This is a genomic window from Polaromonas sp. CT11-55, from assembly GCF_047303325.1.
Taxonomy (GTDB): domain Bacteria; phylum Pseudomonadota; class Gammaproteobacteria; order Burkholderiales; family Burkholderiaceae_C; genus Polaromonas.
Genome location: NZ_JBKBEX010000011.1, coordinates 1 through 12825 on the forward strand (window position 1 = coordinate 1; position 12825 = coordinate 12825).

At 65.7% G+C, this 12825-nt stretch carries 15 protein-coding genes; 7 read left to right on the plus strand and 8 right to left on the minus strand.

Annotated elements, in window-relative coordinates; all coding sequences use genetic code 11:
* Positions 1-123: 123 nt before the first annotated feature.
* Complete coding sequence (locus tag ACEN8I_RS12125; protein ID WP_413328710.1) at positions 124-1830, minus strand: ABC1 kinase family protein; 1707 nt, start codon at positions 1828-1830, stop codon at positions 124-126.
* A gap of 93 nt (positions 1831-1923) precedes the next feature.
* Positions 1924-3072, minus strand: a complete 1149-nt coding sequence (locus ACEN8I_RS12130) for a metallophosphoesterase (protein WP_413328711.1) — start codon at positions 3070-3072, stop codon at positions 1924-1926.
* Between the two features lie 244 nt (positions 3073-3316).
* On the opposite strand from ACEN8I_RS12130, the gene minC reads away from it, so the two are divergent.
* The 5 genes from minC to ACEN8I_RS12155 all read left to right on the plus strand — a co-directional run bounded on the left by minC (position 3317) and on the right by ACEN8I_RS12155 (position 6762).
* A complete protein-coding gene (gene minC, locus ACEN8I_RS12135) occupies positions 3317-4078 on the plus strand; it encodes a septum site-determining protein MinC (RefSeq protein WP_413328712.1) in 762 nt (253 codons plus the stop codon).
* A gap of 54 nt (positions 4079-4132) precedes the next feature.
* On the plus strand, positions 4133-4951 hold the full coding sequence (gene minD, locus ACEN8I_RS12140; protein WP_007862728.1) for a septum site-determining protein MinD: 819 nt from the start codon (positions 4133-4135) through the stop codon (positions 4949-4951).
* Between the two features lie 3 nt (positions 4952-4954).
* Positions 4955-5215 (plus strand): cell division topological specificity factor MinE, encoded by a 261-nt coding sequence (gene minE / locus ACEN8I_RS12145; RefSeq protein WP_411882890.1) that lies wholly within the window; start codon positions 4955-4957, stop codon positions 5213-5215.
* Between the two features lie 147 nt (positions 5216-5362).
* Complete coding sequence (locus ACEN8I_RS12150) at positions 5363-5800, plus strand: antibiotic biosynthesis monooxygenase family protein (protein ID WP_413328713.1); 438 nt, start codon at positions 5363-5365, stop codon at positions 5798-5800.
* A 68-nt stretch (positions 5801-5868) separates the two neighbouring features.
* Positions 5869-6762, plus strand: coding sequence for a sigma-70 family RNA polymerase sigma factor (locus tag ACEN8I_RS12155; RefSeq protein WP_413328714.1), 894 nt, complete (start codon positions 5869-5871; stop codon positions 6760-6762).
* A gap of 21 nt (positions 6763-6783) precedes the next feature.
* Here ACEN8I_RS12155 and ACEN8I_RS12160 read toward each other — a convergent pair whose 3' ends face one another.
* Positions 6784-7626, minus strand: coding sequence for an inositol oxygenase family protein (locus ACEN8I_RS12160; protein WP_413328715.1), 843 nt, complete (start codon positions 7624-7626; stop codon positions 6784-6786).
* 130 nt (positions 7627-7756) lie between these two features.
* On the opposite strand from ACEN8I_RS12160, the gene ACEN8I_RS12165 reads away from it, so the two are divergent.
* Entirely contained in the window at positions 7757-8554 is a 798-nt protein-coding gene (locus tag ACEN8I_RS12165) for an alpha/beta hydrolase (RefSeq protein ID WP_413328716.1), read from the plus strand.
* Positions 8555-8572: 18 nt separating this feature from the next.
* Positions 8573-9406 (plus strand): alpha/beta hydrolase, encoded by an 834-nt coding sequence (locus ACEN8I_RS12170; RefSeq protein ID WP_413328718.1) that lies wholly within the window; start codon positions 8573-8575, stop codon positions 9404-9406.
* A gap of 114 nt (positions 9407-9520) precedes the next feature.
* Here the strand turns inward: ACEN8I_RS12170 and ACEN8I_RS12175 are convergent, their stop codons facing one another.
* The 5 genes from ACEN8I_RS12175 to ACEN8I_RS12195 form a co-directional block, all read right to left on the minus strand.
* Entirely contained in the window at positions 9521-10729 is a 1209-nt protein-coding gene (locus tag ACEN8I_RS12175) for a Fic family protein (RefSeq protein WP_413328719.1), read from the minus strand.
* 102 nt (positions 10730-10831) lie between these two features.
* Positions 10832-11056, minus strand: coding sequence for a hypothetical protein (locus ACEN8I_RS12180; RefSeq protein ID WP_413328721.1), 225 nt, complete (start codon positions 11054-11056; stop codon positions 10832-10834).
* 302 nt (positions 11057-11358) lie between these two features.
* Positions 11359-12132 (minus strand): alpha/beta fold hydrolase, encoded by a 774-nt coding sequence (locus ACEN8I_RS12185; protein ID WP_413328723.1) that lies wholly within the window; start codon positions 12130-12132, stop codon positions 11359-11361.
* Positions 12133-12183: 51 nt separating this feature from the next.
* The gene (locus ACEN8I_RS12190) at positions 12184-12459 is read right to left on the minus strand and encodes a hypothetical protein (RefSeq protein ID WP_413328858.1); all 276 of its coding nucleotides are present in this window, start codon (positions 12457-12459) and stop codon (positions 12184-12186) included.
* A 112-nt stretch (positions 12460-12571) separates the two neighbouring features.
* Positions 12572-12796, minus strand: coding sequence for a hypothetical protein (locus ACEN8I_RS12195; protein WP_413328724.1), 225 nt, complete (start codon positions 12794-12796; stop codon positions 12572-12574).
* Positions 12797-12825 lie beyond the last annotated feature (29 nt).

The following is a 12825-nucleotide window of genomic DNA, read 5'->3' on the forward strand; positions in this document are numbered from 1 at the left end:
TCGCCTTTTCTTTGCCTACTTTCTTTTGGCGAAGCAAAAGAAAGTAGGTCGCCCGCCGGGGCGAGACCCGGCCAGCAGACCCAAGCAGAGGAAGAGCGCGCCAAGCCGGAGCAAGACCCGGCGTCAATCCTGCCCCTCCCCATTACTGGCCCGGCTACTCCGCCAGATAGCCCGCACCAGCCACACACCGCCGGCCATGGCGCCGGTAAAGCCCAGGAAGCCGAAGGCGGGCAGGCCGAACAGGGTGGGGCCGCCCTTGACGGTCATGACGATGGACGAGCCGATGATGAGCGCGGCGATCACCAGGGCCATGGCCAGGCGGTTGGCGGCGCGGTCCAGCTGGTCGCCCACGCGTTTGAGGTGGGCCAGCTCTATCGCCACCTGCACGCGGCCGCGGCGCGCGTTGCGCAGCAGGCGCGACAGGTCGTGCGGTAGCTGGCCGGCCAGCGCCAGCGCGCGGCTCAGGGTTTGCCAGCCGCGGGTGGCCAGGGCCTTGGGCTGGTAGCGCGCGCGCACGACCTGCCGCAGCAACGGCGTGGCCTCGGTGGCCATGTGGAAGTCCGGGTCCAGCCCGCGGCCCATGCCTTCGAGCGAGATGAAGGCCTTGATCAGCAGCGCCAGGTCGGAGGGCAGGCCCAGGTGGTGTTCGCGCAGGATGGCGGTGACGTCGGACAGCATTTGCCCCAGGCTGAGCTGGGCCAGTGGCGTGCCGTGGTACTGGTCGACAAAGGATTCGATTTCGGTCTCGAGCTGGGACAGGTTGACGCCGTGCTCGTCGCCGGTCCAGTCGAGCAGCACGTCGGCCACCGCCTGCGGCTGGCGCTCGACCAGGCCCAGCAGCAGTTGCAGCAGCTCTTCGCGCCTGCGCTCGGTCAGGCGCCCGACCATGCCGAAGTCGATGAAGGCGATGCGGTTGCCGGGCAGGTAAAACACATTGCCGGGATGCGGGTCGGCGTGGAAGATGCCGTCCTCCACAATCATTTTCAGCACGGCGCGGGCGCCGCGGCGGGCGAGTTCGCTCCGGTCATAACCGGCCTCGGGCGTGAGCCTGTCCAGTGCGCTGCCGGGCACACCGTCGACCAGGTCCTGCACGTTGACGCGCGCGCCGGTGTGGGCCCAGTGCACGCGCGGGATCACGATGTAGGGCAGGGGCACCATGTTGGCGGCGATGCGTTCGGCATGGCGGCATTCGGCGGCCAGGTCGAGTTCGCGCCGCAGCGACTTGGCAAGCTCGCGCACCAGTTGCTTGAGGCGGTAGGGCTTGAGGGCGGGCAGCTCGGCCTCGGCCAGCGCGGCCAGGCGTTCCATCAGGCGCAGGTCGGCTTCTATGACCTCGGTGATGCCGGGGCGGCGGATCTTGACGACGACCTGCGTGCCGTCATGGAGCTGCGCGGCGTGCACCTGGGCGATGGAGGCGGCGGCCAGCGGCGTGGTGTCGAAGCGGGCAAAGACGGTTTCAGGCTCGCCGCCCAGGTCTTCGCGCAACTGGGGGAGCAGCAGCGCCAGGGGCACGGGCGGCACCTGGCTGTGCAGCTTCTCGAACTCGGTGATCCATTCGGGGCCGAAGAGGTCGGCGCGGCCGGCCAGCACCTGCCCGAGCTTGACGAAGGTGGGGCCCAGCTCTTCCATGGCCAGGCGCACCTGTTCGGGGGGGCCGATGCGGGCGAGGTCGGCCACATTGCTCCAGTGCAGCGCATGGCCGGCGCGCTCGAGCTTGTCGGCCAGGCCCAGCCGCCGCACGCTGTCGCCGAAGCCGTGGCGGATCAGCACACCGGTGATTTCCGCCAGGCGCGCCATGTCGCGCGCGGCACCCAGGGTTTCGATGAACATCCGCGGATGATAGTCCCGGGTTTTCCGGCGGGACTTGGGATTTGTCAAACAGGATGCGGGTGGCGGGCGGCGCGCCTTGCCGCCGGGCCGGTTCTAGGCCGCCACCAGCCTCAGGGCGGTGATCTCGGATGGCGCGCCAAAGCGCTTGGGTGGGCCCCAGTAACCCGTCCCCCGGCTCGTATACACCCAGAGGTTCTGCAACTTGTGCAAACCCGCCGTAAACGGCTGCTGGAAGCGCACAAACAGGTTCCATGGGTAAAACTGCCCGCCATGCGTATGGCCCGAGAGCTGCAAATCGAAGCCGGCCTTGGCGGCAGCGGCCGCGCTGCGCGGCTGGTGGGCCAGCAACACGCGCACGGCGTCCAGCGGCGCGCCTGACAAGGCGGCTTCAGGGTCGCTGCGGTGGGCCGGGTCGAAGTGGCCGGCGCTGTAGTCCGTCACACCGGCCAGCACCAGCGGCTTGCCGTTCTGGCCCGGCTGGCGGATCACCACGTGTTCATTCATCAGCACCGTCAGGCCCAGGCGGCGCAGCTCGTCCACCCAGGCGTGGGCGCCCGAGTAGTACTCGTGGTTGCCGGTCACAAAAAAGGTGCCGTGGCGCGACTTCAAGTCGGCCAGCGGCGCGGTGTGGGCCGCAAGCTCAGCGACCTTGCCGTCTACCAGGTCGCCGGTGATGGCCACCACGTCGGCGTCCAGCGCGTTGACCTTGTCAACAATGCGCTGCAGGTAGGGCTGCTTGATGGTCGGCCCGACGTGGATGTCGCTGAGCTGCGCCAGCGTAAAGCCCTGCAGCGCGGGCGGCAGGCCCTTGATGGGCACGTCCACCCTGACCACGGCTGCGGTGCGCCGCGCATTCAAAAAACCCAGCAGCGTGACCAGCACACCCAGCAACGGCACGGCCTCGGCCGAGGCAATGCGCAGCCAGGCCAGCGGCAACTGGCCGGGCGCCAGCAGGTCGGCCCCCCACAGCAGCAGCAAACCGGCGTCGCGCGCCAGCGTCAGCACAAACAGGGACGAGAACAGGCCCATGAACAGCAGGCCCACCCAGGTCAGCACATCGGCAAGCGGCTGTTTGGCCACACGCCCGGCCATCAGGCCCAGCGGCATCAGCAGTGCGGACAGCGCCAGGCCGATGATGAGCAGCCACTGGACAAGGGGATGGGCCTCCAGCCCGGGAACAAGGCGTGCGCCAATGTAAACATGGAGCAGCGCGGTTACAAGCGCCAGCGGCAGGAAGTTCATGAACAGGGTTCCGGTAATGAGCACTGCATATGGGTGCGGGCCGCATGCATTCAATGCCAAAACGCTTTCCGGTGATGGACGGCGATGGACGGCGCCAGCGCACCAAGGCCGTGCACGCGGCTTCTACGCGTTTCACCCGCTCACAACTGCGACAAAGCGTGCGGGCCGATGAGCCGATTCACAGGATACCCTCGGCCCTTCTTTTCATTTGCCGCACCCGCCGGCCTTCTCCGCCCATGCGCCTATGACCGTCGCCCTCCAGGCCACCACTCCCGCCACCTTTGAAATCAAAAGCGCCAACCTGCCCCTGGTGGCCTTGCTGCTCAAGTCCACCGACCTCGTCGCCCTGGCGCGCGAACTCCAGGCCCGCTTTGGCGACATTCCCGATTTTTTCGACCAGGACGCGCTGATGGTCGACCTCTCGCCGCTGCCGCCAGCGGCGGGCGACATCGACTTTCCGGCCCTGATCAGCCTGCTGGGCAGCTACCAGCTGGTACCCCTCACGGCCAAGGGCGGCAGCCCCGCTCAAATGGCCGCGGCGCTGCAGGCCGGCCTGCTGCCCGTGCCCGATGCGCACCTGGTGCCGGTGCGGCCCACGGCGCCCGCGCCGGCGCCTGTTGTAGCTGTTGCCCCTGTTGCTCCTGTCCCGGCCGCACCGTTGGGCGCCCTGGTCATCGACAAGCCCCTGCGCTCCGGCCAGCAGGTCTATGCACGCGGCCGCGACCTGGTCGTGCTGGCCATGGTCAATGCCGGCGCCGAGGTCATTGCCGACGGCCACATCCATGTCTATGCGCCGCTGCGCGGCAAGGCCATGGCCGGCGCGCGCGGCAATGCCGAGGCGCGCATTTTCTCGCTGGCGCTGGAGGCCGAGCTGCTCTCGATTGCCGGCGTCTACCGCACCAGCGAACACCCACTGCCGCCCGGCATGGCCGGCAAGCCCACACAGGTGCGGCTGGTGCCCGGCGATGAAGGCGACAAGCTGGTCATGAACGTAATGGCTGCTTAACCGAGCGCGCCCGCTTCCCTATCTCTCTTCTCCCGTTTCCAAGGAAATTCAAGCATGGCAAAAATCATTGTGGTCACCTCCGGCAAGGGCGGTGTGGGCAAAACCACCACCAGCGCCAGCTTTGCCACCGGCCTGGCGCTGCGCGGCCATAAAACCGCCGTTATCGACTTCGACGTGGGCCTGCGCAACCTGGACTTGATCATGGGCTGCGAACGCCGCGTGGTCTACGACCTCATCAACGTCATCCAGGGCGAAGCCACGCTGAACCAGGCCCTGATCAAGGACAAGCAGTGCCACAACCTGTTTGTGCTGGCCGCCTCGCAAACCCGCGACAAGGACGCGCTGACCAAAAGCGGCGTCGAGAAAGTGCTGAAAGACCTGGGCGAGATGGACTTTGAATACATCGTCTGCGACTCTCCCGCCGGTATAGAGACCGGCGCGCTGATGGCCATGCATTTTGCCGACGAGGCCCTGGTGGTGACCAATCCCGAGGTCTCATCGGTGCGCGACTCCGACCGCATCCTGGGCATGCTCTCAAGCAAGACCCAGCGCGCGATCGCCGGCGGCGACCCGATCAAGGAACACTTGCTGATCACCCGCTATAACCCCGGCCGCGTCGACCAGGGCCAGATGCTTTCGCTCGAAGACATCCAGGATATTTTGCGCATCAAGCTCATAGGCGTGATCCCCGAATCCGAGTCCGTGCTGCAGGCCTCCAACCAGGGCGTGCCGGCGGTGCACATGAACGGCAGCGACGTCTCCGAAGCCTACAAGGACGTGGTCGACCGCTTCCTCGGCGACAAGGACAAGCCCATGCGGTTTATCGACGCGCAAAAGCCGGGCCTTTTCAAGCGCTGGTTCGGAGGGAAGTGATACATGGCGTCCTTCCTGTCCTTCCTGCTCGGCGAAAAGAAAAAAACCGCAAGCGTCGCCAAGGAGCGGCTGCAGATCATCCTGGCGCATGAGCGCACCGGCCGCGGGCATGAGCCCGACTACCTGCCCGCTTTGCAGCGCGACCTGATTGCCGTGATCGCCAAATACGTGCGCATCAACCCCAACGACATCAAGCTGCACCTGGAACGGCAGGACAACCTCGACGTGCTGGAAGTCAAGATCGAGCTGCCCGACAAGAAGTAGCCGGCAGCCCTCTCCTGTGGGTGTCCCGCTGGTGCCGTCAACGGCGCCATGCCTCCGCCAAAAAAATCGCCTGGACCGATTCGTTTGGCCCCTGTCCATCGTCTATACAGGTACGAGCCCCCCTGTACGGGTTCGCGGAGCCTGTTCATGTCGATACCACACACCCCCGGCCGGCCTGGCCGGCGCAGCCTGCTTGCCGGCGCGCTGGTGCTCGCGGCGAGCGCCCCGTTTGCCTCACGCTCCCAACCGAGATCCAACACCATGACACTCAACATCAACCCCGAAGCCAAACTCACCACGCTGGTCAACGTCTTCAGCGTCTCCCCTGAAAACCTCGACCGCCTCGTGGCGCTGCTCAAGGAAGGAACCGACGCCTGGATTTCCAAAGTCCCCGGCTTCGTCTCGTCCTCACTGCACACCTCGCGCGACGGCAAGCGCGTGATAATCTACGGCCAATGGCGCAGCGCCGATGCGATCGCGACGATGCGGCAGCACCCCGAAATGCCGGGATACTTTGAACGCATCAAGGCGATCGCGCAGATGGAAGCGACGATTTGTGATGTCATCTCCACCATTGCCGCCTGAATCGCCTGAGCCGCTTCGCTACCTCGCTGCCCTGCCGCCTCAGGGCGGCGCATTTGAGCCCCTGCCAAATGACCCAGCCCCACGCGCCTGATCCGCATCCCCTGTCGTCGATGGACCTCGAGCGGCTGCGGCCCACCTTGCACCGCTATTGCGCCAGGATGGTGGGCTCAGCCCTTGACGGCGAGGACATTGTCCAGGACGCCCTGGTGCGCGCGCTGGAGTCGGCCCCGCCGGATCAGCCGATCGCGAACCCCGAGGGCTGGCTGTTCCGCATCGCCCACAACCTGGCGCTCGACCTGCTGCGCCGCAGGGCACGCGCGAACGGCACGCAGGAGGAGGACGACATGGACCTGATCGTTCATCCCGTCGACGAACTGGCGCGGCGCGAGGCGGCCGCCGCGGCCTTGCCGACCTTTATGCACATGCCCGCGTCGCAGCGCAGCGTGGTCATCCTGTTCGATGTGCTGGACTATTCCGCCGAAGAGGTCGGCGAAATCCTCGGCACCACGGTGCCTGCGGTCAAGTCGCTGCTGCAGCGCGGGCGCAGCCGCCTGCGCGAGCTGGTGGGGCAGACGGCTGCGGCGGGCAAGCGCGCCGCATTGTCCGCCGCTGAAGAAGGGCTGCTGCGAAGGTATGTCGAGCTGTTCAACGCACACGACTTTGACACGCTTCGCACCATGCTGGCCGCCGACGTGCAGCTCGACCTGGTGAACCGGGTGCGCCTGCAGGGGCCTGCCGTCGGCGAGTACTTTACGCGCTACAAACAGGCGCCGGGCTGGCGGGCCTGGCCGGGCCTGGTCGAGGGCCGGCCGGCCGTGTTGATTCAACAGCAAGCGCTTGCCGAGCCGCGGCGGCCGGACTACGTTGTCGTGCTGGATTGGTCCGGCGAACGCGTCTCGACGATTCGCGATTTCCTTTTTGCCCGCTATGCGATGGCGGACCTTGAGCACTCGTCGCTGTAGCCGTGCCGCCTCCGGCGATCGCTACAGCTTGAGGCTGGCCGGCAAATACTTGGCCATCAGCTCGTCGTAATAAGGCTTGAGTTCCGCCAACACCGGCGGCTTGTCATTCTTCGAATAAAGATCGTAGGGGTTGAACTTCTGCACCCACTCCAGGTGCGCCCTGTCCTGCGCATCGGTGAGGTGTCCATACTCCCCTTCCCTGTGCCACGCATAAAACGAGTGATAGCGAATCATGTACAGCGCCGGCAGCGGCAGGTAGGGCTTCATCAGCTGGTACAAATATTCGTCATGCCCCCATGACATGTGCACCGCGTCCAACCCGCAGCCGGGGGTGTAGATGCCGTTCTCGCTGTTGTAGCACGCGTCCGCGCTGTCGGGGTTCAGCGCGAAGTACTCGGGGTACACAATGCGCTCCGAGAAACGGCAACCCACCGGGAAGGTGTCGCCCACCACCGCCCATTGCGGCTCGCCGAACAGGCACAGCACCTTGCCCAGGTCGTGGATAAAACCCGTCAGCACAAACCAGTCGGGGTGGCCGTCGGCGCGAATCGCTTCGGCGGTCTGCAGCAGGTGGCTGATCTGCGGCAGTTCGATGTCGGGGTCGGACTCATCGACCAGGGTGTTCAGGAACTCCAGCGCGGCCCAGGGTGTCATCTCGCGCTGCCCAAAACCCAGCCACTGGGCCTTCTTGGCGCGCACAAAGTCCAGCGTCTGGTGCTGGTGGTTGTTGCGGTAGAAATTGCGCACCCTGTCCATGCCGGGCTGGTCGTAGTCGCGGTAGGCGGCGCGCTCGGGCTCGCTGGCCAGCAGGGCGGTTTGTTGTAAAGCGGGGCTGGCGGCTTGGGGCATGGCGGCGTTCATCATCAGCCAATTGTAGAAAGCGCCGCCACTGCGTGCAAACCCGGCTGGCGGGCCGGGCCGCAGCGGCTATATTGGGCCGCACCCCGTGCACCGAAAGCACCCCATGCCACGCAGAACCTTCTTACGCACCCTCTTGCGCACCCTTGCCACAGGCCTGTTGCTGGCCTCGGCATGCCTCACGGGTGCCCTCGCCCAGGCCCAGCCCAAAATCGGCGTGCTGATGCTGCACGGCAAAAGCCCCGGCAGCAACAACGACCCCAATATGGGCCGCCTCAAGCCCGTGCTCGAAAGCGCGGGCATGCTGGTGCTCTTTCCCGACATGCCCTGGTCGCGCGGCCGCTACCTCGACGGCAGCTGGGACGGCGCCATGGCCGAAATCGCCGCGCATGTCAAAACCCTGCGCAGCCAGGGCGCCACCGCCATCGTGATCGCCGGCCACAGCATGGGCTCGCCGGCTGCCATGGGTTTTGCGGCGCGCGGCGGCGACGTGCAGGCCCTGGTGCTGCTGGCGCCCGGCCATGTGCCCGCGCGCTACTACGCCTTCCAGCAAAACACCGCGGTGCGCGAAAGCGTCGACGAAGCCCGCAAGCTGGTCGCCGCCGGCAAGGGCGATTCGCGAGAACGCTTTTACGACATCAACCAGGGCAAACAGCAAGCCGTGGTCACCAGCGCCAAAGACTATTTGAGCTACTTCGACCCGGCCTCCGAGGCCGACATGGGCGTCAGCGCCCCGCGCATCCCCGCCGCCACGCCCGTGCTCACCGTCGTGGGCGACGAAGACGGCATCAGCAAATACGCGCGCGCCTACTTCGTCGACAAGCTGCCCGCCAACCCCAAAAGCCAGTACCTCGAAGTCAAGGCCAACCACCTGAGCACCCCCGTCGTCGCCGGCGAGGCCGTCGTGCAGTGGATCAAGGCCGCCGTTCATTAGAAAAGCAGAAAGGCCAGCATGGACACCCTCCCCCTCATCCGCCTCTTTCCCCGCCGCCTGTGGCTGCTGCTGGGCCTGTGCGCGCTGCTGGCCGGCCAGCCGGCTTTTGCGCAAAGCGCCGCGCCGCGTGTGGTCGACATCCCCACCCGCCCCGGCGTCACCCAGCGCTTTGTCTACATCGCCCCCTCGGGCGCGCCCAAGGCCTCCGTCATCCTGATGGCCGGCGGCCACGGCGGCTTGCAGATCAAGGACGGGGGCAGCTTTGGCTGGGGCGAAGGCAACTTCCTCGTGCGTACGCGCCAGCTGTTTGCCGACGCCGGCCTGGCCGTCGCCGTCATCGACGCGCCTTCCGACAAACAGTCACCGCCCTATCTCTCGGGCAACCGGCAAAAGCCCGAGCACCGCGCCGATGTGCTCGCCGCCATTGCCTGGCTCAAACAGCAATCACCCGCGCCGGTATGGCTGGTCGGCACCAGCCGCGGCACCCAGTCGGCCGCCTACATCGCCACCGAGGCCACGCCCGAGCAGGGCGGCCCCGACGGTCTGGTGCTGACCTCCAGCATCCTGCTGGACCCCAACGGCCGCGCCGTGCCCAGAATGCCGCTGGAAAAACTCGCCATCCCCGTGCTCGTGGTCCACCACGAAAGCGACGGCTGCAAGGTCTGCCCCTACAGCGAGATACCGGCCATGATGGAAAAACTCAGCAAGACGCCCAAGGCCGAACTCATCAGCGTCAGCGGCGGCCAAAGCCGCGGCGACCCCTGCGAGGCCATGGCCTACCACGGCTTTAACGGGCTGGAGGCCGACGTGGTCGGCAAGATCAGCCGCTGGGTGATTGCGGCAAAGCCCTAAGCGCCGGTCACAAAACCCTCCTGGCGTTGTTGTGCCGCCTTGCCATGCTGGTGCACTGTCTGCGGCAACACGCCTAGCCAGGACCGCTTCGCTGGATTTTGTGAGCGGCGCTCTCTATGTGGTGGCCTCGGCCTCTGGCCACAGATTGGGGAAATAAAACCGCAAGGCATGCTGCGGCACACCAAAACGCAGCTTGCCGTGCGGTGAATCGGTCGCCAACAAGCCGCGCTTAAGCAGGGCCGTGACCTGAGCCGTGGCAAGGCGTTCACCAAGCCCCAGCAAAGCCTTGAACTCGCTTCGCTCCAATTCGGCTTGCGTGAGCAGCAAATAGTGCAAAGCCCGCAAGGCCTCACTGCGCACCCCCTGCCTAACCACGCTTTCCTCAAAGGCCAGACAAGCTGCAATGCGGTCCTTCATCCCCGCCATGTCCAGCAGGCCCGCCATAAAGCGCACCTGGTCCAGGCACAAGGCCAGCACGTAGCCAATCCAGGCCATCAGCGCCCGCTCCGACAGGTTGCCGCGCCCGTCGAGTGCGCCCGCGCGCGGCTCATCGGCCGCGGCCAGGTGGGCGTAATAGGCCTCATGGCTGCGCGCAAAACCGCGCAGGGGGGACCACAAGCCGTTGGTCAGCCCCTGCGCACCCAGGGCAAGGTGTGTGTGCAGCCGCGCCACGCGGCCGTTGCCGTCCCGAAACGGGTGTATCCAGGCCAGGCGATGATGCGACGCGGCGATCGCGACGATCTGCAGTTCGCCGCGCCGCACACCGCCATAAAAGCCGCCCCATCGCGCCAGCATGGCGCCAATGGCCGCATGGGCCGGCGCCGCATGCACGCCCACACTGACCTCCCGGTCGCGCAGCGCGCCCGGCATCAACACATCGCCTTCGGGCAGCACCCGGTCGGCGTCGGGCAAGCGGGCGAACAAATCCTGGTGAATGTCCTTCACCATTTGTGCGGACCATACCTGCTGGCCCGACCAGGTGTTCCATCCGGCCTCGATCGCGCGCTCGGTTTCCATATGCGCCAGCGCCAGACGTTGCCGCCGTGCCTTGTCCGCATCACGCGAATAATCATTGCGCAAGGCGCTCTCGATTTCAAACGGCAGCGTGTGCTGCCCTTCTATCTTGTTGCTGTAGTAGGAGTTCATGGCCCGCAGCAACTGGCGAAGATCGGCCGGCGAACCTTGGCCTGCCAGGCTGCGTGCCTCTTTTTGCAGGTCATGAGCCTGTTCCAGCAGCGGCGCAAGCTGGTGTTCCCCCGGAAGCAGGGGCTCCATTTGCGCGGGATCGTCATAGAGCTGGAATTTTTGCGACTTGGCGGTCATTCCTAAGTCTATGACAATAAAGGAATTTTTGCAATTTCTGCGAGTATTTTTGCGACTTTGTTTGCGACTTCAATTCACTCACCGTCGCCGGCACTCACCAGCCTAACCCTGCGCGGGCTCATCCAACGCCGCGTCCCCGGGGCTGCTGCCCACCGCCGCATGGTTGAGCGACAGGCTCACACCCGCGCGCTTCTCCGCCTTCTGCATGGTGTCCATCACATCCGGGTCCGGCGCCACACCCCAGGCCATGGCGGTGGTCAACACCACCAGCGAGGGAATGGCGCGCAAATAACGCGGGCGGAACAAAAACTCGGCAAGCTTCTTCATGGCATTGAACCCCGGCAACAAAAAATCAACGAGGATTCGATGCTGCGCCGCCAGGCTTAGGCCTGTGCGTCTGCCATGTTGCGGTTTGTAAGGAAATGCCTCAGCGGCAGGTAAAGACGCCGCACTCAAAACCAAATGTCCGTTCGGGCTGAGCCTGTCGAAGCCAGTGCACCCCACACCCACCCCTCCGTTCGGGCTGAGGTATCGAAGCCCCCCACGCATGAGGCACCAAACCCTTAGCTACCTCAGGGCGAACGGGCGTTGTATGCCCTTCAAGACCCCGGCCCACCAGGAAACCCGCCTCATTCCCGCAGAAACCGGTTCACACTCGCCATCACCGCCTCGGCCTGGTCCTTGTGCGCCTCGTGGCCGGCAAACGGAATGTTCAGCAGCTTCGCACCCGGCACCTGCTCCACCAGCTCGAACACACTCGCGCGCGACACCAGATGGTCTTCATCGCCGCGCACCGCCAGCAAAGGGCAGCGGATGCGCTTGACGCTCTCGCCCGGGTAGCCGCTGCCGCTGTCATCCAGCCACATGGGCACGATGGCCTCAATGAGGCCCGCAAAATCAGGCTGGGGATTAAGGTCCTGGTAAAGCGTCACCGTCTCGGGAAACTTCTTTGTCCAGCTCTCCGCCGTCACGCTGCCCAGCAGCTTGCGCACCGGGTCGTCGGGCTTGAGCATCTTGTCCGCGCCAATCACCACCAGCTTGTCTACGCATGAGTCTGCCTTCGCAGCCATGCGCAGCGCCGTGATGCCGCCGTCGCTGAAGCCCACCACGCTGCAGCGCTCAACGCCCAGGTGCTTCAGCACGGCAGCGGCATCAAGGGCGAGACGCTCGTAGCTCAGGGCCGCCGTGCCCAGCGTGGACTTGCCGTGGCCGCGGCTGTCAATGGCAATCAGCCTGAAGCGCTGTTTCAGCAGCGGCAGCACGCCGTTGAAGTCCCCCATGGTGCCCAGCCCGCCGTGCAGAAACAGCAGCGCCGAGCCGGCGTCGTCGCCGTGGACTTCGAAGTAAATCTTCGCGCTGTCCAGCATCAGGTGCTCGCCGCTTCGGTGATTGAAGTTTTCCACAGTCACTCCTTTTAAGGACAGCGGCGCCCGGGGGCCCCGCACGCACCATCATCAGCGCCCCGTCGTACCCCGCCGCGCCTGCAGCTGGTTGCTGCCGCCCACATGCGACTCGCGGTCGCTGCGGCTGTTGGCCGTGCGCTGGCCTTCGTTGCGCTGGGTGGGCTTTTGCTCGCCCACCTGGTTGAAGTCGTTCTCGACCTTGCCGCCGTGGCCTGATGGGGCGGCCTTGGGGCTGGTGTTGTTGTCCTGCTCGGTGGTCGGGTCGGCAGCGGTGCCGGTGATGCCTACACTGCGCTGGACATTGGGCTTGCCTGGTTTCATGGCCATGATGCACGTCTCCTTGTGAAGGGTGGTTGATCCATCCATTCTGGAAACCTGCACAGCCCGCTTCTGTCAGACGACGCCCTGTGCCCCCGCACGACAAGGCGAAGCAGGCAGCTCAGCCCCCGGCCGCCTCATCCCAGAACATGGCCTCAATCTTGTGCCCATCCAGGTCGCGCACAAAGGCCCCGTAATACTGCGGCCCATACAGCTCACGCGGGCCCGACGCGCCATCACCCTGGCCGCCCAGCTCCAGCGCCTTGGCCTCAAGCCTGCCCAGCACGGCTGATGTAAAGGCCTTGGTGCGCGGATAGTCATTGGTGCCCATGGAGACGTGGGACATGATGCTGGGGGGGGAGGGATGATATCTCG

Excerpts from the sequence above, each read along its gene's own strand:
- ACEN8I_RS12125 (WP_413328710.1), bottom strand. The coding sequence starts at position 1,830 with ATGTTCATCGAAACCCTGGGTGCCGCGCGCGACATGGCGCGCCTGGCG.
- ACEN8I_RS12130 (WP_413328711.1), bottom strand. The coding sequence starts at position 3,072 with ATGAACTTCCTGCCGCTGGCGCTTGTAACCGCGCTGCTCCATGTTTAC.
- minC (WP_413328712.1), top strand. The coding sequence starts at position 3,317 with ATGACCGTCGCCCTCCAGGCCACCACTCCCGCCACCTTTGAAATCAAA.
- minD (WP_007862728.1), top strand. The coding sequence starts at position 4,133 with ATGGCAAAAATCATTGTGGTCACCTCCGGCAAGGGCGGTGTGGGCAAA.
- minE (WP_411882890.1), top strand. The coding sequence starts at position 4,955 with ATGGCGTCCTTCCTGTCCTTCCTGCTCGGCGAAAAGAAAAAAACCGCA.
- ACEN8I_RS12150 (WP_413328713.1), top strand. The coding sequence starts at position 5,363 with ATGTCGATACCACACACCCCCGGCCGGCCTGGCCGGCGCAGCCTGCTT.
- ACEN8I_RS12155 (WP_413328714.1), top strand. The coding sequence starts at position 5,869 with ATGACCCAGCCCCACGCGCCTGATCCGCATCCCCTGTCGTCGATGGAC.
- ACEN8I_RS12160 (WP_413328715.1), bottom strand. The coding sequence starts at position 7,626 with ATGATGAACGCCGCCATGCCCCAAGCCGCCAGCCCCGCTTTACAACAA.
- ACEN8I_RS12170 (WP_413328718.1), top strand. The coding sequence starts at position 8,573 with ATGGACACCCTCCCCCTCATCCGCCTCTTTCCCCGCCGCCTGTGGCTG.
- ACEN8I_RS12175 (WP_413328719.1), bottom strand. The coding sequence starts at position 10,729 with ATGACCGCCAAGTCGCAAAAATTCCAGCTCTATGACGATCCCGCGCAA.
- ACEN8I_RS12180 (WP_413328721.1), bottom strand. The coding sequence starts at position 11,056 with ATGAAGAAGCTTGCCGAGTTTTTGTTCCGCCCGCGTTATTTGCGCGCC.
- ACEN8I_RS12190 (WP_413328858.1), bottom strand. The coding sequence starts at position 12,459 with ATGGCCATGAAACCAGGCAAGCCCAATGTCCAGCGCAGTGTAGGCATC.
- ACEN8I_RS12195 (WP_413328724.1), bottom strand. The coding sequence starts at position 12,796 with ATGTCCCACGTCTCCATGGGCACCAATGACTATCCGCGCACCAAGGCC.